Source organism: Kitasatospora sp. NPDC088548, from assembly GCF_044753005.1.
Classification (GTDB): Bacteria; Actinomycetota; Actinomycetes; order Streptomycetales; family Streptomycetaceae; genus Kitasatospora.
Window position 1 is genome coordinate 115,262 of the sequence record NZ_JBIVMI010000018.1, and the last position, 18,937, is coordinate 134,198.

19 protein-coding genes and 2 tRNA genes are annotated in these 18,937 nt (G+C 69.8%); 12 read left to right on the forward strand and 9 right to left on the reverse strand.

Translation table 11 applies throughout. The annotated features are described in order from the left end of the window. Nucleotides 1–9: 9 nt before the first annotated feature. The gene (locus tag ACIP82_RS23025; RefSeq protein ID WP_400655686.1) at nt 10–1,239 is read left to right on the forward strand and encodes an MFS transporter; all 1,230 of its coding nucleotides are present in this window, start codon (nt 10–12) and stop codon (nt 1,237–1,239) included. Between the two features lie 18 nt (nt 1,240–1,257). On the opposite strand, the gene ACIP82_RS23030 is transcribed toward ACIP82_RS23025, so the two are convergent. The 3 genes from ACIP82_RS23030 to ACIP82_RS23040 are packed head-to-tail and all read right to left on the reverse strand — an operon-like array spanning nt 1,258 to nt 3,503. Further along, nucleotides 1,258–1,614: an immunity 51 family protein gene (locus ACIP82_RS23030; RefSeq protein ID WP_363606749.1), complete on the reverse strand. Its 357-nt coding sequence runs from the start codon at nt 1,612–1,614 to the stop codon at nt 1,258–1,260. A gap of 33 nt (nt 1,615–1,647) precedes the next feature. Further along, nucleotides 1,648–2,343, reverse strand: coding sequence for a response regulator (locus ACIP82_RS23035; RefSeq protein WP_400655689.1), 696 nt, complete (start codon nt 2,341–2,343; stop codon nt 1,648–1,650). After that, nucleotides 2,340–3,503, reverse strand: coding sequence for a sensor histidine kinase (locus tag ACIP82_RS23040; RefSeq protein ID WP_400655691.1), 1,164 nt, complete (start codon nt 3,501–3,503; stop codon nt 2,340–2,342). Before ACIP82_RS23040 ends, ACIP82_RS23035 begins: the two co-directional genes overlap by 4 nt. Nucleotides 3,504–3,767: 264 nt before the next feature. Between ACIP82_RS23040 and ACIP82_RS23045 the strand changes: the two genes are divergently transcribed. Both ACIP82_RS23045 and hemC read left to right on the forward strand, forming a co-directional pair. Further along, complete coding sequence (locus ACIP82_RS23045; RefSeq protein WP_363606753.1) at nt 3,768–4,475, forward strand: DUF2306 domain-containing protein; 708 nt, start codon at nt 3,768–3,770, stop codon at nt 4,473–4,475. A 103-nt stretch (nt 4,476–4,578) separates the two neighbouring features. Next, entirely contained in the window at nt 4,579–5,514 is a 936-nt protein-coding gene (gene hemC / locus ACIP82_RS23050) for a hydroxymethylbilane synthase (RefSeq protein WP_400655694.1), read from the forward strand. Nucleotides 5,515–5,576: 62 nt separating this feature from the next. Here the strand turns inward: hemC and ACIP82_RS23055 are convergent. Both ACIP82_RS23055 and ACIP82_RS23060 read right to left on the reverse strand, forming a co-directional pair. Beyond that, a tRNA-Lys gene (locus ACIP82_RS23055) sits at nt 5,577–5,650 on the reverse strand. 78 nt (nt 5,651–5,728) lie between these two features. Continuing rightward, nucleotides 5,729–6,637, reverse strand: coding sequence for an NADP-dependent oxidoreductase (locus ACIP82_RS23060; protein ID WP_400655697.1), 909 nt, complete (start codon nt 6,635–6,637; stop codon nt 5,729–5,731). A gap of 202 nt (nt 6,638–6,839) precedes the next feature. Here ACIP82_RS23060 and ACIP82_RS23065 point away from each other — a divergent pair, with 202 nt between their 5' ends. Both ACIP82_RS23065 and pgi read left to right on the forward strand, forming a co-directional pair. Next, on the forward strand, nt 6,840–8,423 hold the full coding sequence (locus ACIP82_RS23065; RefSeq protein WP_363606758.1) for a Na+/H+ antiporter: 1,584 nt from the start codon (nt 6,840–6,842) through the stop codon (nt 8,421–8,423). Nucleotides 8,424–8,613: 190 nt separating this feature from the next. After that, complete coding sequence (gene pgi, locus ACIP82_RS23070) at nt 8,614–10,275, forward strand: glucose-6-phosphate isomerase (protein WP_363606760.1); 1,662 nt, start codon at nt 8,614–8,616, stop codon at nt 10,273–10,275. A 109-nt stretch (nt 10,276–10,384) separates the two neighbouring features. Here the strand turns inward: pgi and ACIP82_RS23075 are convergent. From ACIP82_RS23075 to ACIP82_RS23090, 4 genes are all read right to left on the reverse strand, one after another. After that, nucleotides 10,385–10,458: transfer RNA gene (locus ACIP82_RS23075), tRNA-Lys, on the reverse strand. Nucleotides 10,459–10,525: 67 nt separating this feature from the next. Continuing rightward, nucleotides 10,526–11,083, reverse strand: a complete 558-nt coding sequence (locus ACIP82_RS23080; protein WP_363606761.1) for a bifunctional DNA primase/polymerase — start codon at nt 11,081–11,083, stop codon at nt 10,526–10,528. Between the two features lie 171 nt (nt 11,084–11,254). Then, a complete protein-coding gene (locus tag ACIP82_RS23085; RefSeq protein WP_363606763.1) occupies nt 11,255–11,662 on the reverse strand; it encodes a hypothetical protein in 408 nt (135 codons plus the stop codon). Nucleotides 11,663–11,935: 273 nt separating this feature from the next. Further along, a complete protein-coding gene (locus tag ACIP82_RS23090; RefSeq protein WP_400655701.1) occupies nt 11,936–12,064 on the reverse strand; it encodes a hypothetical protein in 129 nt (42 codons plus the stop codon). Here ACIP82_RS23090 and ACIP82_RS23095 point away from each other — a divergent pair. The 7 genes from ACIP82_RS23095 (at nt 12,063) to ACIP82_RS23125 (ending at nt 18,922) form a co-directional block, all read left to right on the forward strand. Then, a complete protein-coding gene (locus ACIP82_RS23095; protein ID WP_400655703.1) occupies nt 12,063–13,733 on the forward strand; it encodes a recombinase family protein in 1,671 nt (556 codons plus the stop codon). The genes ACIP82_RS23090 and ACIP82_RS23095 overlap by 2 nt on opposite strands. A 95-nt stretch (nt 13,734–13,828) precedes the next feature. Beyond that, nucleotides 13,829–14,362 (forward strand): hypothetical protein, encoded by a 534-nt coding sequence (locus ACIP82_RS23100; protein WP_400655705.1) that lies wholly within the window; start codon nt 13,829–13,831, stop codon nt 14,360–14,362. A 336-nt stretch (nt 14,363–14,698) separates the two neighbouring features. Beyond that, complete coding sequence (locus ACIP82_RS23105) at nt 14,699–14,968, forward strand: helix-turn-helix domain-containing protein (RefSeq protein ID WP_400655706.1); 270 nt, start codon at nt 14,699–14,701, stop codon at nt 14,966–14,968. After that, entirely contained in the window at nt 14,952–15,347 is a 396-nt protein-coding gene (locus ACIP82_RS23110) for a hypothetical protein (RefSeq protein ID WP_400655708.1), read from the forward strand. The genes ACIP82_RS23105 and ACIP82_RS23110 overlap by 17 nt, the downstream gene beginning before the upstream one ends. Before the next feature lie 15 nt (nt 15,348–15,362). After that, entirely contained in the window at nt 15,363–16,271 is a 909-nt protein-coding gene (locus ACIP82_RS23115; protein ID WP_400655710.1) for a hypothetical protein, read from the forward strand. Between the two features lie 494 nt (nt 16,272–16,765). Further along, nucleotides 16,766–17,494, forward strand: a complete 729-nt coding sequence (locus ACIP82_RS23120; RefSeq protein ID WP_400655712.1) for a histone-like nucleoid-structuring protein Lsr2 — start codon at nt 16,766–16,768, stop codon at nt 17,492–17,494. A 72-nt stretch (nt 17,495–17,566) separates the two neighbouring features. Next, nucleotides 17,567–18,922, forward strand: a complete 1,356-nt coding sequence (locus tag ACIP82_RS23125) for a DUF3987 domain-containing protein (RefSeq protein ID WP_400655715.1) — start codon at nt 17,567–17,569, stop codon at nt 18,920–18,922. Nucleotides 18,923–18,937: the final 15 nt, after the last annotated feature.

Genomic DNA, 18,937 nt, shown 5'->3' on the forward strand with positions numbered 1-18,937 from the left:
ATAGCCGTCATGCGAACCACACAGCCATCCGCACAGCCGCCTGTGCGGCCGTCAACTGCCGTCAAGCAGACGGGACTTCCCCTGTCGGCGCTGCTGGCCCTGGCCACCGCCGTCTTCATCACGGCCCTCACCGAGACCCTGCCGGCCGGCGTCCTGCCCGCCATGAGCACCGACCTCGGCGTCAGCGAGTCCGCGATGGGCCAGTCGGTCACCATCTACGCGATCGGGACGGCGGTCACCGCCCTCCCGCTCACCGCGGCCACCGCCGGATGGCGGCGCAAGCGGCTGCTGCTCACCGCGATGGCCGGGTTCGCCGCCGCCAACACCGTCACCGCCCTCTCGTCCGGCTATCCGCTCACCATGGCGGCCCGGTTCGTCGCCGGGGTGGCGGCCGGCCTGGCCTGGGCCCTGCTTGCCGGGTACGCGCGCCGACTGGCGCCGGCACCCCTCCAGGGCAAGGCGATCGCCATCGCGATGACCGGCGCGCCCGTCGCCCTGTCGCTGGGCGTGCCCGCCGGGACCTTCCTCGGCACGGCGCTCGGCTGGTGGGTGGCGTTCCTGCTGATGACCGTGCTGGCGGTCGGCGTGATCGGCTGGATCGCCGCGACCGTCCCCGACCACCCCGGCCACCCCGGCCAGGGCCGGGCCGAACGGGCCCCGGCCCTGCGGGCGCTCGCCGTCCCGGGGGTGGTGCCGGTGCTCTTCGTGACCTTCGTCTTCGTCCTGGCCCACACCGTCCTCTACACCTACATCGCCCCGTACCTCGACCGGGCCGGCCTGGGCGATGCCACCGGCCTGGTGCTGCTCGTCTTCGGCGTCGCCTCGCTCGCGGGCATCTGGTTCACCGGCGTCCGCATCCACCGGCGGCTGCGCACCCTCACCCTCGCGAGCGGCCTGCTGGTCGCCGGCGCGGCCGCCGTCCTGGCGGTGCCCGTCGACGGCCCCGCGCCCGTCTACGTGGCGGCGGTGCTCTGGGGCCTGGGCTGGGGCGGCATCCCGACCCTGCTGCAGACCGCCGTCGGCGACGCGGGCGGCGAACAGGCGGACGCCGCCCAGGCCATGCTGGTCACGCTCTGGAACGCCGCCATGGCGGGCGGCGGCGTGGCCGGCGGCTTCCTGCTCGACCGCTTCGGCGCCGGCTCCTTCCCCTGGACCGTCCTCGCGCTGCTCCTCCCCGTCCTGGCCGTGGTCACCGCCGCCCGCGTCCACGGCTTCCCCGCCCGGCGCCGGACCGGGTGACGTCCGGGCCCGGACGTTCTAGTCGAACCAGTCGGGGTCGCCGGCCTCGACCAGTTCGCGGAGCAGGGCGCGGTCCCGGCAGGCCTCCCGCAGGAGCGCCCCCAGTGCCCTCAGCGCGTCGGCGTCGTCCCCGTAGGCGACGAACATGCCCGCCTCGGAGTCGAAGGAGATCCGGCCCGCCAGCTCCGGCGCCCGTTCCCGGATCGCGGACCTCGCCACCCCCTCCCAGCCGTAGCCGCCCGCGTCGTGGCCGGCCGCCTCGAAGACGTCGTCCGCCTCGGGCATCCAGCCGTCACTCAGGAGCAGGCAGTAGGTGCCCGGCCGGTGGTCGTACTCGAAGAAGGTCAGTGGGGCGAAGGACTCGCGATCGGTCATGCGCCGACCCTAAGGCCTGCCTCTGACATCCGGTCAGGCGCCGCCGAGGATGCCGCCGCCCGCGCCCGGGGGCGACATCAGCCCGCTGCGGTAGGAGATGGCGACCGCCTGGGCGCGGTCGCGGGCGTCGATCTTCAGCAGGATCCGTTTCATATGGGTCTTGACGGTCGATTCGGCCAGGACGAGGAGATCGGCGATCTCGGCGTTCGAGTGCCCCTCCGCGGCCAGCCGGAGGACCTGGCGTTCACGGGCGGTGAGCCGGGCGAGCCTGAGATCGTCCGGCGTGGGCCGCAGGGGGTCCGTGGTCCGGCCGACGACCTGGGCGACCAGGTCGCGGGTGACCGCCGGGTCCAGCACGGACTCGCCGGCGGCGAGGGTGTGCACGGCGTCGATGAGGCGCTCCGGCGAGGCCCGCTTGAGCAGGAAGCCGCCGGCCCCGGCCCGCAGCGCACCCCACACGTAGTCGTCGTGGTGGAACGTCGTCAGCACCAGGACCCGGGTGGGCAGGCCGGCCGCGACCACCCGGCGGGTCGCCTCGACGCCGTCGATGCCGGGCATCCGGACGTCCATCAGGACGACGTCCGGCCGCAGTGAGCGGCACAGCTCGACCGCCCGCAGCCCGTCCGCCGCCTCGCCGACCACCTCGATGCCGTCGCCGGTCTCCAGTACGAGGGCCACCCCGGCGCGCAGCAGGGCATCGTCGTCGGCCACCACCACCCGGACCGTCATGGGATCGGGAGGACGGCGTGGAGCCGGAACCCGCCCCGTTCACCCCTCTCGTGCTCCACGCTGCCGCCGAGCACCGAGACCCGTTCCGCGATGCCGAGCAGCCCCCGGCCGGGCGCGTACCCCGGGGCGGCGCCGCGGCCGTCGTCGCACACCTCGATGTCGAGCGCGCCCCCGGCGCACTGGACGGTGACATCGGCGGATCCGGCCTGTGCGTGCTTCACGGTGTTGGTGAGCGCCTCCTGGACGATGCGGTACGCCGAGACGTCGATGCTGCGCGGCACCTGCCGGGCGGCCGGGTCGACCCGTACGGTGACCCGGATCCCGGCCTGCCCGATCCGGCCGGTGAGCCGGCCCAGGTCGGCCAGGCCGGGCTGCAGGAGCGGCTCGTCGTCGGCGGGGCCGGTGCGGTCGGCAGGGTCGGTACGACCGTCGGGGCCGCCCTGCTCCGGCGCCCCGGCGCTCCGCCGGAGCAGGCCGAGCACCCGGTCCAGGTCGTCCAGGGCCTCCCGGCCGGTGTGCTCCAGCCCGGACAGCAGCTCGCGGGTGCGGTCCGGTTCGCGGTCGAGCAGCCGGCGGGCCGCGCCGGCCTGGATGAGCATCACGTTCACCGTGTGGCCGACCAGGTCGTGGAGTTCGCGGGCCAGCCGGGCCCGTTCCTCGGCGACGACCCGCTGGCGCAGCAGCGACCGGGCCGCGTCCCGCTCCTCGGCGCGCCGGGCCGCCCCGTACCCGAAAGCCCAGCCGAGCAGCCAGAAGAAGAGGACGCCGGCCGGGATCACCGGGTAGGCGTGCCCGAAGTCCGCGAAGTAGGCGGCCATCCCGAGGAGCGCGGCGAACGGGCCCAGCCAGGCCCGGCGGCGCGTGGCGTACAGGCCGAGCGAGTACAGGCCGATCAGGTTCGCGTACGGCGTCAGCGGGCTGGGCAGGACGAACAGCGCCTCCGCCGACAGCGCGGCGGAACCGATCAGATACCCGGCCAGCGGCAGGGTGCGCCGGACGGCGAGCGGGCCGGCGACGGCGGCGCTCAGCGCCAGGGCGAGCGGTATCCCGGTGCGGAGCCCCGCGGCCGCGCCGAGCCGCTCGACCACCATGGCGCCGAGGAACGCGCAGGCCAGGGCGGTGTCCAGGGGACTGGTCCGGATCGGGACGGGCGGGCTCATCGCGGCTCCGGGGCTGGGGCGGTGATCGCTGCTGCGCGGTGGTGCGGGCGTACGGTCCGTACCGTACCGAGGCCGGTCCGGCCCGCGCATCGCCGCAGGGGGGTATCCCGGGTGTACCCCTCCGGGGGTACCCGGGCGACCGGAGCCGCCTCCCCGGGTTCTCCCGCCACCCCGAGCGGCCCACCTCCGTAAGCCCCCCGGGGCACGTCCGCCGGACCCCGGCGGGGGAGGCGCCGAGCGGGCCCGGTCCGTAGCTTTCGGGGCATGAACTCCCTTGAGTCCCAGGGGCCGACGGGCCCCGCCGCCGCCCGAGGAGAACGGCGGCGGCGGGCCCCGGCCGCCGCCCTGCGCCGTACCGGCTGGATCGCGATGATCGTCCTCGCCGCCGCCACCGCCCTGATCACCAGCCGCTACCTCACCCTCGACCCGGACACCTTCCTCACCGAGCAGCGGGCCGTCTACCTCGCCCATCTGCTCCCCCTCACACTGCACGTCGGAGGCGGCGTGCTGGCGATCCTGCTCGGCCCCTGGCAGTTCCTGCCCCGGCTTCGCGCGCGCCGCCCGGTGGTGCACCGCGTGGTCGGCCGGGGCTATCTGGTGGCCGCGCTGGTCACCGGTGCCGCCGGTCTCTTCCTGGTACCGGACTCGATGGTCGGCCCGATCGCGCCGATCGGCTTCGCCGTCCTCGACATCCTCCTGCTGGCCACCTCCGCCGCCGGGTTCGCCGCCGCCCGCCGGGGTGCGATCGCCCGCCACCGTGCCTGGATGACCCGGTCGTACGGACTGATCTTCGCCGCGGCGACGCTCCGGGTCTGGCTCACCGTGATGCCGGCCGTCGGCGTCCCCTTCGAGCAGGCGTACGCGACCGCGGCCTGGACGTCCTGGCTGATCAACCTGCTGGTGGCCGAGTACGTGATCGCCCGGGGTCCCGGTCCCCGGCCGGGGCGTGACCGGTCCGGGACGGGGGCGTGACCGGTCCGGGGCGGTCGGCCGCGCTGCGTCCTGGCGCGGCCCGAGGGTGCGCCCCCGGGTGTCCGATGCCGCCGGACCGAATATGACGTCCTATCATCCAGCCATGTCCTCAACTGAGTTGATCCGCATCGTCTCCCGATCCTCGCCCATGGCCCTCGCCCAGGTGGAACGGGTCCGGGCCGAACTCGCCGTCCTGCACCCGGGGGTGCGCACCGAGGTGGTCCCGGTGACCACCTCGGGGGACCGGTGGATGGGCGACCTGGCGCGGCTCGGCGGGAAGGGCGCGTTCACCAAGGAGGTGGACGCCGCGCTGCTGGCCGGGGAGGCGGACCTGGCGGTGCACTGCCTCAAGGACGTGCCCGCCGACCGGCCGTTGCCCGCCGGGGCGGTGTTCGCCGCCTACCTCCGGCGCGACGACATCCGCGACGCGCTGGTCCACCCGGGTGGCCTGACCCTCGACGGGCTCCCGGCCGGGACGCGGATCGGCACCTCGTCCGTCCGGCGCCGGGCCCAGCTCGCCGCCTCCCACCCGCACCTGGCCTGCGTGCCGATCCGCGGCAACGCCAACAGCCGGCTGGCCAAACTGGCGGCCGGCGAGGCGGACGCGCTGCTGCTCGCGGTGTCCGGACTGGAGCGGATCGGCGAGAAGGGGCGGATCAGCGAGATCCTGCCCCTGGAGTCGATGTGTCCGCCGATCGGCGCCGGCATCCTCGCCCTCCAGTGCCGCGAGGAGGACACCGCCACCATCGAGGCGGTGAGCGGGCTGGGCCACCGTCCGACCTGGCGGGAGGCGAACGCCGAGCGGATGTTCCTGCACGTCCTCCAGGGCCACTGCAACTCGCCCATCGCCGGCTACGCCAAGGCCGAGCCGGACGGGCGCCTCTCGCTGCGCGGGCGGGTCTTCTCCCCGGACGGCAAGCAGGTCCTGGACGCCCACGAGTGGGCCGGCTCGCTCACCCCGGAGGACCTCGGCACCGCGACCGCCCTGGCACTGAAGCGGCAGGGGGCGGCCGAACTGATCGCCGCGATCCCGCACTGAGCCGCCGCCGGCGGGAACGCCGAGAGGCCCCCTGCTTTCGCAAGGGGCCTCTCGGTTGTCTGTGCGCCGCCAGGGACTCGAACCCCGGACCCGCTGATTAAGAGTCAGCTGCTCTAACCAACTGAGCTAGCGGCGCCTGCTGACGTGGAAAACATTACCTGGTCAGCGGCCGAAACTCACAATCGGGCCCGGCGCCCGCCCCGGGCCCCGCCGCTCACGGGGCGAGGACGACCTTCCCCCGGACGTGCCCGTCGCCGACCAGCCGGTGGGCGTCGGCGGCGCGCTCCAGCGGGAAGGTGTCGGCGATCTCCAGCCGCAGGCCCCCGTCCTCCCAGAGGGCGACCAGCTCGCCCAGCCGGGCCGCCGTCCGCTCGGCGCGCAGCCCGCGCACGCCGAGCCGTTCGGCGGCCGGGTAGTCCACGATGGTGCCGATCCGGTCCCGGTCGGCCACCAGTTCGACGGAGGCCTCCAGCGCGCCGCGCCCGGCGGCGTCGAAGGCCGCGTCCACGCCCTGCGGCGCCACCGCGCGGACCCGCTCGACCAGCCCCTCGCCGTAGGGGACCGGGACCGCGCCCAGCTCGCGCAGGTAGGCGTGGTTGCGCTCGCTCGCCGCCCCGATCACGGTGGCGCCCCAGGCCCGGGCGAGCTGGACGGCGACGGTGCCGACCCCGCCGGAGGCGCCGTGGACCAGCACGGTGTCGCCGGGGCCGACCTTCAGCGCGGTGAGCCCGATGTGCGCGGTCTGGCCGGACGCGGAGAGCGAGCCGGCCTGCTCCCAGGGCATGCCGGCCGGCTTGGCGACCAGCTGGGCGGCGTCCACGGTGACGTACTCGGCGTGCGCCCGGAGCAGCCGGAAGCCCAGCACCTCGTCGCCGACCGCCCAGCCCCGGCTGCCCGGGCCGAGCTGGTCCACCACCCCGGCGAACTCGTTGCCCGGGATCACCGGTGGTTCGACCCGGACGCCCGGCGGGCTCCAGCCGCCCCGGACGGCGAGGTCGACGGGCTGTACTCCGGCCGCGTAGACCCGGACCCGCACCTCGCCCGGTCCGGCGGTGGGCGTGGGCACCTCGGTGGTCCGCAGGACCTCGGGCCCGCCGAACGCGGGGACGGTGACTGCCTTCATGAGGGGCTGCTCCTGCCTGTCGGTCGACCCTTTCCTCAGATGATCAGACCTGAAGTGCGCTTGAGGTCAAGCACTGCCCGGCGTGTTGTCACGGTTGGGCGCATTGTCAGATTTATCCTTGACGGCGGCCCGGATCATGCTCCGGGCCGCCGCCCGACCCGTCGACCACCGGTCGCCGACTCACCACCGAGAGGACCTTCCCGTGGGCCAGCTGCCCCTGCTCTTCCTGGTGCTGCTGGCCTCAGTGGTGACCATGCCGCTCGCCCGGAAGACCGGCGTGCCACAACCCGTGCTGATGACCCTGCTCGGCATCGTCATGGCACTGATGCCGCAGATCCCGAACATCGCCATCGACCCCGAGCTGATCCTGCCGCTGGTCCTGCCACCGCTGATCTTCGCCGTCGCCCGGCGCTCGTCCGTCCGCTACTTCCGGGCCAACATCCGCTCGATCCTGCTGCTCGCCGTCGCCCTGGTGGTGGTCACCACGGTCGCGGTGGCCGGCGCCGTGCACTGGCTGCTGCCCACGCTGCCGCTCGCGGCCGCCATCGCGGTCGGCGCGCTGGTCTCGCCGCCGGACCCGGTCGCCGCCGTCGCGGTGGCCGGCAGCGTCGGCCTGCCGCGCCGCCTGGTGGCGATCCTGGAGAGCGAGGGCCTCTTCAACGACGTCACCGCGATCGTGATCTACTCGCTGGCCATCGACGCCGTGGTCAGCGGCGACTTCTCGGCCGGCCACGCGGTGCTGCGCTTCGTGCTCTCGGCGGTACTCGCCGTCGTCGTCGGCATCGCCCTCGGCTGGCTCAACACCAAGCTCGCCGCCCTCCTGGAGGACCCCACCCAGCAGGTCGCGCTCAACCTGCTGGTGCCGTTCGCCGCCTACGCCCTCGCCGAGGAGATCCACGGCTCCGGCGTGCTCGCCGTGGTGGTCTGCGCGCTCTACCTCGCCGAGCGGGCCGCCGACGCCGACGACGTCTCCTACCGGCTGGTCGGCAACGCCTTCTGGGAGATCGTCGAGATCCTGATCACCGGCGTCGCCTTCGGCCTGATCGGCCTGGAGCTGGCCACCGTCCTCAAGGAGGCGGGCACCGGCTGGACGAGCATGCTCGGCGACGCCGCCGTCGTCATCGCGGTCGTGGTCCTGGTCCGGCTGCTCTGGCTGCTGCCGGCCGGCTGGCTCTCCAGGAGGCTGCGCTCCGGGGCCGAGGAGGACACCCCGATCAGCTGGCAGGAGAGCGTGGTGCTCTGGTGGTCCGGGATGCGCGGGGTGGCCACCGTCGCCCTGTCCCTGGCCATCCCGCTCACCGTGCACTCCGGCGAAGGCTTCCCCGAACGCGGCCGGCTGGTCTTCATCGCCTTCAGCGTGGTGCTCTTCACCCTGCTGGTCCAGGGCCTCACCCTGCCCTGGCTGGCCAAGCGGCTGCGCCTGGACATCGACCAGGACAAGCACGAGCAGGCGGTCCGCCGGCTCTGGTGGCGGGCCGCCAAGGCCGGGCTGACGCGGCTCGGCGAACTGGAGAAGCAGGACAAGCTGCCCGCCGAGGTCGCCGACCGGCTGCGGGACCGTCAGCACGACCGGCTGGCCCGGCTCTGCCCGGAGAACTACGCCGAGGAGGAGGCCGTCGAGGCGAAGCAGCGGCTCACCCAGTGGCGGGCCGCGCACGCCGTCGAGCAGGAGATGATCGCCGCCTCCCGCCGCGAGATGGTGGTCGCCCGCAGCGAACCCGGCGCCGACCCGGAGCTCGTCGACCAGGTGCTGCGCGGGCTCGACCTGCGCTCCGAACGGAAGTGACGGACGGTCGGCGAGCCGGGGCCGGACGTGACCGAACGGAATGCGCACGGCCGGTCCCGACGTTGCATAGGCTGACCCCGGGCAGGCCGTCAACGGAGTCGGCGCACTAACCAGTACCCGCACGACCTCGCGAAAACCCTCCCGCCTGGCCCTGCCGGTATCTGCACCCAGATGAATCGAGGAGCCACCGATGTCGGAGACCCGCGCCGACGCCCGTACCCCGCTCGACCGCACCCCGCAGTGGGCCGCCCTCGGCAAGCACCGGGCGGAGCTGGGCGACACGCACCTGCGTGAGCTGTTCGCCGCCGACCCGGAGCGCGGCCGCCGCTACACCCTGCGCGTCGGCGACCTGCACGTGGACTACGCCAAGCAGCTGGTGACGGACGAGACGCTGGCCCTGCTGCGCGAGCTCGCCGAAGCCACCGGCGTCGCCGGGCTGCGGGACGCCATGTTCCGCGGCGAGAAGATCAACAACACCGAGCACCGCGCCGTCCTGCACACCGCGCTGCGCGCCCCGCGCGGCGCCGTCGTCGAGGTCGACGGCGAGAACGTGGTGCCCGCCGTGCACGCCGTGCTCGACCAGATGGCCGCCTTCGCCGACAAGGTCCGCAGTGGTGAGTGGCGCGGCCACACCGGCAAGCGGATCCGGACGGTCGTCAACATCGGCATCGGCGGCTCCGACCTCGGCCCCGCCATGGCCTACGAGGTGCTGCGCTCCTACGCCGCCCGCGACCTCGACGTGCGCTTCGTCTCCAACGTGGACGGCGCGGACCTGCACGAGGCCGTCCGCGACCTGGACGCCGCCGAGACGCTCTTCATCGTCGCGTCCAAGACCTTCACCACCATCGAGACCATCACCAACGCCGTCTCGGCCCGCAACTGGCTGCTCACCGAGCTGAGGGCCGACACCGACGCGGTGGCCAGGCACTTCGTCGCGCTCTCCACCAACGCCGAGGGCGTCGCCGACTTCGGCATCGACACCGCCAACATGTTCGAGTTCTGGGACTGGGTCGGCGGCCGCTACTCCTACGACTCGGCGATCGGCCTCTCGCTGATGATCGCCATCGGCCCGGACGCCTTCCGCGAGATGCTCGACGGCTTCCACCTGGTCGACGAGCACTTCCGCACCGCGCCGCCGGAGCAGAACGTGCCGCTGCTGCTCGGCCTGCTCGGCGTCTGGTACGGCGCCTTCTTCGACGCCCAGGCGCACGCCGTGCTGCCCTACTCGCACTATCTGTCGAAGTTCACCGCCTACCTCCAGCAGCTGGACATGGAGTCCAACGGCAAGTCGGTGGACCGCGACGGCAACCCGGTGAACTGGCAGACCGGCCCGGTGGTCTGGGGAACCCCCGGCACCAACGGCCAGCACGCCTACTACCAGCTGCTGCACCAGGGCACCAAGCTGATCCCGGCCGACTTCATCGGCTTCGCCAGGCCGGTCGCCGACCTGCCCCCCGGCCTGGTCGCCCAGCACGACCTGCTGCTCGCCAACTTCTTCGCCCAGACCCAGGCGCTGGCCTTCGGCAAGACCCCGGAGGAGGTCGCCGCCGAGGGCGTGCCGGCCGAGCTGGTCCCGCACAAGACCTTCAAGGGCAACCACCCGACCACCACCGTGCTGGCCGCCGAGCTCACCCCGTCGGTGCTCGGCCAGCTGGTCGCCCTGTACGAGCACAAGGTGTTCGTCCAGGGCGCGATCTGGAACATCGACTCCTTCGACCAGTGGGGCGTCGAGCTGGGCAAGGTGCTCGCCAAGCGGATCGAGCCCGTGCTGCTCACCGGGGAGGGCGCCGACGCGCTGGACAGCTCCACCGCCGAGCTGGTCGCCCGCTACCGCTCGCTGCGCGGCCGCTGAGCCCGGGCGGGGCCGTCCGCTCCGGCGGGCGGCCCCGCCCTGCGGATGCTCCCTCGCACGGGAAACGCCGAAGGCCCCTTGCTTTCGCAAGGGGCCTCTCGGCTGTCTGTGCGCCGCCAGGGACTCGAACCCCGGACCCGCTGATTAAGAGTCAGCTGCTCTAACCAACTGAGCTAGCGGCGCCTGCTGACAGGGAAGACTTTAGCAGCGGCGCGCCGTCGGGCCAAAATCGAATTCCGTCGCCCGCCGTTCATCCGGTGGTCAGGCCGACGGGCTCGGCCCGCCCCGCCGGAACGAGCTCGCGAGCGGCCCGGACGCAGGCCCAGAGCACCACCGAGGCGCCCGGCAGCCACGGCTCCCGGCTGTCCGGGGCGACGATCCACCGCCCGGCACCCAGCCCGGGGGAGTCCGGGCTGTTCACCATCCGCTGCACCGGCGGAACGGTGACCGCGTCGCCGCCGCCGTGGCAGAGCAGCGGCGGCACGTTCCTGGCCCACTCCTCCCAGGCCAGCAGACGGCGCAGCCGGGCCGCCGCACCGGGCCGGACGAACAGCAGCGTGCGCCCCCGGTACACGGCGACCGGTCCGCAGCCCGGACCGGAGGCCCAGAGTTCGTCCAGTACCCGGCGGCCGAACAGCGACGGCAGGCTGATCACGTCGAAGGCGCGCCCGCAGGGCAGCACGGAGGGCGCCCACGGGCGTGACTCCCAGAGGGCGCGCATGCTGCGCGGGTACTCGCTCGCGGAGGCGAGCCACGCTTCCCCGGCCACGGTGACGTACTCCACTGATTGGTGCGTCCAGATGTCCACACCCAGCAGGGTGAGGCGTCCGGGGGGTGGCCGGGAGGGAAAGCGTGGTTTGCCGGACAGGGCGCGGGGGAACGGCGTACCCTTCCCCGGCGCATATGCCAGAGGCGAGAGCCGACCGGTCGGCCGTCCGACGGCGCGGGGTGTCCGCCGCAGGGTGCCAGCTGCGGGGTGTCAGCCGTCGTGGCGACGGGGCTGGAGCAGGCCGCGCCCGTACTCGATCATCTTGGCGGCGTAGTCCGGGGTCCAGTCGGCCCGGTCCGCGATCTCGGCGTCCGAGAGCGCGTCGAACCGGCGGGTGTCCGCCAGCTGCGCAGCGGCGACCGCCTGGAAGTCGGTGGCCCGCTCGGCGGCCGCGCGGAAGGCCAGCGCCAGCTCGGTGGAACGGCGCAGCAGCTCGGCCGGGTCCTCGATCGACTCCAGGTCGAAGAAGCGTTCCGTCTCCGGCTCGGCGGCCTGCGGTTCGAACAGCAGCTGCGCCGGGCGCAGGCGCCGGACGGGCGCTTCACCGGCATCCCGGCCCAGGCCGCCCGGGGCGGTCGAACCGCTCGGGTCGGACGCCTTCGCGTGGGAGTCGGGCATGGACGGACACCTCCGGTGCTCGATGGGGGCGGGCGACGGCTGCTCGGGACCGCGCCGCCCGGTCGTGGCCGCCGTCCATTGTCGCGCGGCGGTGGCCGGTAACGGAACGGTGCGAGTTCGGGCGCTATTCCCGCCCGGAGCGCCGGGGGCGTGCACCCTTCGGCCGACGCGGCCGCCCGGCGGGGTACGGGCGGCTCGCGAGGCTTGCGGGGGAAGGCCTGCGGCCCTCCGGGCGGTGCGCGGGACGGCCGGGGAGCGGCCGGCCCCGGACGGTCAGCGGGAGAGCCGGACGCGGTGCCCGGCAAGGTGGTGCAGCACCTGGTGGTTGGCCTCCCAGCCGTCGGAAAACAGCTTGACCATGGTGATAGCGTCGAGGGCCGGAGACCAGGGAGAGAACGACATGCCACACCAGCCGCACCCGGGCACGCGGGTCCTGAGGATGCGCCGCATCAGCCGGGATTCCGAGGACAGCTCTGCGCTGGTCCGCCAGGCAGAAGCCCAGAGCGCTGCTATGACGGCAGGTAAGTACGTCTCCGCCGGAGAAGTGGAGGACTCGTTCGTCTCGGGCGCCATCAGCCCGGAGGACCGACCCAACCTCGGGAAGTGGACGCGCGAACCGCTCTGGTACGAGTGGGACGCCATCATGGTGACCTCGCTCGACCGCATCACCCGCAACCAGACCCACTGGGAGCTGTTCGCGGACAAGTGCTACCAGGGTGGGAAGGACATCATTTGCTTGGATGACCCCTCGCTGGACATCAGGCCCGGCAACGGCCGGATGATCGCCTACATCAAGGCCACCCAGGCTCAGGAGTACAGGGAAGCCATCGTGCAGAAGCGCCGGGATCAGACTCAGTACTACCGTGACGAATCCCTGTGGGGCGGCGGGACGTGGCCGTTCGGCTACCGCGCGGTCCTGGCGGAGCACAACGGCCGCCAGCGCTTCAAGCTCATCATCGACCCTGTCACCGGTCCTCTCATCCGGGAAGCCTACGAGCGGATCGTGGGACAGGGCTGGACCATGGGGCGCCTGTGCAGCGATTGGAACAGCCGTGGAGTCCTGACCTCCCAGGACTACCAGCGGAGCGTGAACGCCGCCGAGGGCAAGGCCGGCGTGAAGTACGAGATCAAGGGGTCGAAGTGGCTCACCTCGACCTTGAGCAAGCTCCTGAAGAAGCCGGTTCTCAAGGGGGTCGCGATGCACAAGGGCGAGCCACTGCTGAGGGACGGCATCCCGGTCCGGTGGGCGGATCCGATCTTGACCGATGAGGAGTTCGACAAGTTGCAGGCGACGGTCACGGAGCTGGGCAAGTTCCGGGCCGGAATCAAGTCGAATGCTTCCCCGGCGGGAGGCGTCTTCTTCTGCCCCTGTGGCAAGAAGATGTACGAGAACAGCTCGAACACCACGCTGGCTAGTGGTGAGTCGAAGCGGCATGAGTACTTCCGTTGCTCCTCGTGGTCGAACGGGACGCCTTGCCCGTTCTCGGTCTCATGGCCGCAGGGCGACCTCTACAGCGTGGCGGAGCACGGCTTCCTGACCTCAGTTGGCAGGGAAGAAATAACAGAGCGGATATATGTTCCGGGAAAGGACAGCCGGAGGCAGATCAAGGAATTGGAGAGTGCTATTGAAAACCTCTCCAACTCCATCGCTCTGGCTGCGTCTCCGGTCGTCATCGAGACCGTCACCAAGACCATGGAGCGCCACGCGGCTACCCTCGAAACCCTCAGGGCTGAACCTTTCGTCCCGGGCCGGTGGGAGGTGCGCGGGACCGGACAGACCTACGCTGCCAAGTGGGCTCGAATGGATGGCTGGAAGGAGCGCGGGCCCTTCCTTCGGCAGGCCGGATTCAGGATCTTCGTGTGGGGTCACCCGAAAAAGACGGATCAGGGTGCTGCCGTGTACGTTATCCCGCCCAAGGACATCGCGCAGATGGCAAACACGGGCGACGGGCCGACGATCGAGCCAACTGACCAGCAGAGTTGGGATCTGGCAGCTCTGAAGATCTTCCGCGAGATTCTTGATTTGGAGATCAAGGCCGCAAGGGACGCATCTGAGAGCAGCACCGACTGACAGTAGGCCGCGCGCGATCCCATAACTTCATAGCACTCAGCCCCCGAGGCAACTCGGGGGCTTTTCATTTCCCAGAATATTGGTTTAGGGGATAGATGAGTTATCACTTCGCCAAGCTCTACCGACCCAAGCACCGAAACCCGGCCGTGGGTGATCCGGGGCTTCAGCTCCATCTCCGGCTCTTCCTGCTCGCCATGGACCGCATGCAACGGGGCGGGCATGCCCCTCTGGGCTCTGGAGAGCTGCAGCTGATCCTCACCCGGGAGGATGGCCGGCCTTACACCGCAGGCCGGTACTCGCAGGCCTTGACGGCCCTCAAGGGCGCTGGGCTGCTCGCCCCATCTGCCTCGGCTCGATGTCTGCTGGTGCCCAACACGGTGGCCAGCATGGACGCGCCGTCGCGGCGGAAGCGGGAGGAGTGTGCAACACACGGCCACAACATGCCGTGGGACGGCGACGCCAAGGACTGGCTTCACTCGACGCCAGAGCAAGCCCAACGGGCCGAGAGCGAGGCTGACAACATCGCCCGGGGCGGTTCGGCGTTCAGCCTCGCCAACTGGGCTCGGGGCCTCCGAGAGAATCCGCGGTTTAACGAAACTGACTCCTCGGCCGCTCAACCGCAAGGGTAAATCCCACAGTCCTTCTTAATAGAGTCCCCTGCTGCCTGGGCCGAGTGATCGAGGCCCAGGAACTTCTAGTAGCTACTCCAGTAGGGCCGCCTAAGGGGCGGCCTTCTAGAGTCATATGTGACTTAGGTCTCTCTTCTGGCCCCACGGTCCGAGAGTGGGGCCATTGGACACATACATCATTAGTAGAAGTGAATGTTTCTCACTTGAGTCTTACCGACTGGCCTTGGCGTTAGGGCATGGCGCCCAGGCCGCCGGTTCTGGCCCTGGTCTCCACTTGGAGGCTGGGGCTTTTTTCATTTCCCTCTCTATTGCTCGATCGCTTGTTGAAGGAGAGCCATGTATGACCCAGTGAAGGGTAAGGCGCGGCGCGAAAGCCTGGGTATCTCGGTCAAGGCCCTGGCCGAGCGTCTGGGTGTCAGTGCTCAGGCCGTCTATCAGTGGGAGCGCGGGGAGCGTAAGCCAAGCCTTCCAATGTTCGTTGCCATCGCTCACCACCTTTGCATTCCTACCGCTTCCCTGATGGAGCAGGCCAAGGACAGTGCAACCCGTCAGGCAATCCAGCTCGCCAACATTTACCAGGGAGGAAGCCATGACGGAAATTCCTAACAACAACACCGAAGAGTCAAACTCCGAGATTTCGGAGTCTACGCCGGCCGAGCCGGAAGCTACCCCAGTTCAGGCGGACCCGAACGAGGCTATTCGAGCTGAGATCCAACAGGAGTACTCGACCCGTCTCGTTCATGCGGAACTGAGGATTCAGGCTGCTCTGGGTGGTTTCCAGTTTCCTGACGGCTTTCTCGACCTGCTTGATTCTTCGAAGCTTCTGGGCGAGGACGGCGAGCCATCCGCTGACGCCATCAGCCTGGCGCTGAAGCCATTCGATGAGCTGCGCAAGCCGGAATGGCCGCAGCTACAGGGTGCCGGTTTTCACCGAGGATCGCCCTACAACAGTGCACCAATTTCCCTTGATGCCCGAAATCGATAACACCTAGGAGGCCATATGGCCCAGGCATACCAGAACCCATCCACCCATTCCTTTGTTCCTGAGGTCTGGGATTCAACTCTTCTCACTCAGTACGATCCGCTGCTCGTTTGGGCTTCCAAGCTTGTGGCGAATCGGAAGTACGAAGGCGACATCCGCAGCAAGGGCGATGTCGTCAGCATTAACAGCCTTGCGACGCCGACCGTGGGCGATTACAAGCTTCCGGACGGGATGACCGCTCAGCGGCCCGAGACCGTAGAGCAGAAGCTCACCATCACCGAAGCGAAGTACCTTCAGCTTCTCGTTGAAGACATTGAGCGAGTGCAGGCCGCGGGGGCCATGGAGTCCCCGATCAATCAGCAGATGATTCGGGCCCTGGCGCGGGAGGCAGATGCCTTCATGGGCCGCGTGATCGCCGCTGGCGCCACGGCCATGCCCAACATCAAGCCCGGGGCCGGAAGTATTCCTCAGGCGCTCTACAGCGGCGTGCTGGACATGATGCTTGCCCTGGATGGCAACGACATCCCAGGCGGCCGATACGTGGTCATCTCACCGAAGGTAAAGCGCTACCTGGTCGAGCATCCAGCCATTGCGAATGCCGGTGCGTACGGTGAGGCCGGGGTAACGGCTAACGGCGTTGTGGCCCGCCTGGCGGGCTTCACGATCCTCTCCACCACGGCCATGCCGGCCGGAGTTGATATCGTGGCCGGACACTCCGATTTCAGTACCTATGCATCGCAGTTCACCGGTTTCCGTTCAGGCCCCAGTGAGCGTTACCGCGCCGATTACGTGGATAACCTCCACCTGTACGGCGGAAAGATCGTGCGATACCCGGGCCTGGACACGACTAAGAGTGATCACACGTTCGATGAGACGAAGCCGACTAAGGGCATCGTCAAGGCTGCCGTCGAGTGGCCTACTTCCTGATCCATTCCCCCTCTCGGGCCCCCGCCTTCTCGGCGGGGGCCCGCTTTTTTGCTTTGAAACCCGGGACAGTATGTGTCGATCAACAGCATCTCGGACATGGGCCACTGCTTTGAGGTGCAGATCACTTCCCATAGGTGGTTATTTGCAACTATTTCGGACCTCAATAAGGCCCGACCCGCCCCATAGTTGGCGAGCCCGGCCTATTTTGGGCTGAGAAGCGGCCTGCCGGCCGAACATTTGAAACCCGTACAGGATGGAAGGAAGGCACCCCCGGTGGGGGTGCACAGGGAATTACTAAGTATTACCCCCAGTTACATTTACCATCTAGTTATCTAGAAGAAATGCATTCGTGATGCTGGATGGGGTGACTCGGAGGCTTCGACTGGGAGAATGGAGACGTTCGCCGGTCGGGCCGGTGGGCGGGAATTGCAGCCGTAAGAAGCAAGGCTCCGGCTGAACCACTGGACTCTCTCCACTAAGGATCGAAAGAACCCATGCGTACGACTGTCTTGGTGCCCGTTGAGCGTGTTTTCTGTGACGCCCACATTGCCCGTGACGGCAGCGAGGAAGAGGCGACGGAGTCTCTGACCATTGCTGGTCGCGCATGGGACCTGTGCTTGGAACACGGTGTCGTCTTCACTCGGTACCTGATGGATGCGCTCGGTGTGCCTGGTCAGCCTGAGGCTGTGCCGGTTGCTGCTGAGCCGACCGTGACCGTTGCCGAACCTGCGATGCCGGAGAGCGAGCACGACCAGCAGGACGACACCGAAGACGACGTGACCGAGGCTGAGTCGGTGGTCCGCCCCACGGTGCTGGTGTCCGGTGAGATCCCCGGGTACGAGTGGGACGACGCGAGGGAAGCGGTCCGCAACCTTGGCTATGCGGTCGTGGGCAGGGCCGACGCCAACACGGTGCTGATCATCGTTGGCGAAGGTGCGGAGCGCGCAACTAAGAAGCTGCAAGACGCTGTTGAGTTCTCCATACCTTGCTTCGACGCCAGGCGTCCGGGTGCCTTCCGGGATGCCGTGTGTGCCGGGGAGTTCAAGGGCGGTGACCCTCTCCCCGAGCCGGTGAGGGTGGACGCTCAGGCCGTCAAGACCAAGTCCGAGGCGCAGGCCATACGTGACTGGGCCAAGGCTCAGGGTTACACGGTGAACGCCAAGGGCCCCATCCCCGCATCGGTCCGCCACGCATACCGGGTGGCAGCCACGCAAGCGGCCTGACCAGCAGCACGTACGTGGGTGGCCGGGGTCGGCCCGGCCACCCGATCCCAACCAGTCTCAGGAGAAGAGAAGTTGAGCACCATCACCCTGTACGGGCCCATCGGTCGCGCCGTTGAGAAGGTCAGCCCCTACGTTGAGTGCGATCCGGTTGGCATCTACGTGGCGGCCCTCTCGTTCTGGAGTGCTGCCATCGGCCAGACGGTCAAGGTGTCCAGCCGGGGCAACGCCCGTCCAGCCCTGGTCTGGAGTGCCTTGGTTGGCGGGACGGGGAAGGGCAAGGGGTCCGCGCTCCGGGCCGCGCAGCACGTCATGAAGCCTGCCCTTGGCCGCTTCTTGGACACCCACACAACCTCGGGGATTACCAGCGGCGCAAGCTTGGTGAACTATCTCGCCGAACAGGTAGAGGCCACGGAGGAGACCGAGGCAGGGCGTGACGTCCGGGCCCTGGTGATCGAGGAAGAGTGGTCCGAAGTGCTGCGCCGGGTGAAGCGTGACCCGTCGTTCACTGCCAAGCTTCGTAGCGCGTGGGACGGCGCCCCGATCCGCAACACAACTAAGGAAGGCGCGCAGGAGGTCACAGACCCGGCGCTCGTGATGCACACGCACATCACGCCGTCCGACTGGACCAAGTACATCGGGGCTACTGAGGCAGCGGGCGGCAGCTACAACCGCATCATGCCCTTCATGCTGGGGTCCGTGCCGATGCTGGATGACGACGGAGCCACGCCGCCCGAGGCGGACGGTTGGGACATCACCCAGGCCTACTACTGGGCGGCCGGTGACAGGCACGTGATCAGCCTCGGAGAGGACGCCCGGCTCCTGTGGAAGGTCATCCGCCGGTACGCCCGGATCATCTCGGAGAACCTGCCCGAGGCACAGGCCGTATACGTCGAGCGGACGGCCGAACAAACGATCCGGGTAGCGGCCTGCCTGGCTGCCTCGGAGCGGTCGGAGGTGATCGACCACGCCTGTCTGTCCGCCGCGTTCTCGCTGGTTCGTTACAGCGTCCGGTGTGCGGTGAGCATCACGGGTGGTGCGGCCGGGACGGTCAAGCCTGCCCGCCGGGTGCCGACCCTGGCGGAGAAGGTCCGGGCCCGGATCGAGATGAATGGCGGGAAAGCACGGTCCTCCGACCTGTTGCCGTACGTCGGGGCCTCTGCTGATGAGGTCAAGGCCCTGCCCGGGGTGACGGTCACTCTCGACCGCTCCGGCCTTGGCCGCCCAGCCACGGTCTACACCCTGGCTGAGGATGTGGCCGGTCACGCTCCGCTCAGCCGGCTGCGAACCCAGCGTGACGAACGCCCGGCGACGGTTGTCCGCATGGACACCTACCGTCCGGCCAAGACCACGCCCCCGGTTCCTGTGTCTGCTCCCGCTCCCCGTCCTGAGCCGGTCGTGACCGGGAACCCGTTCCTGGCGCTGCTCTGAACGCTCGAAACAAAG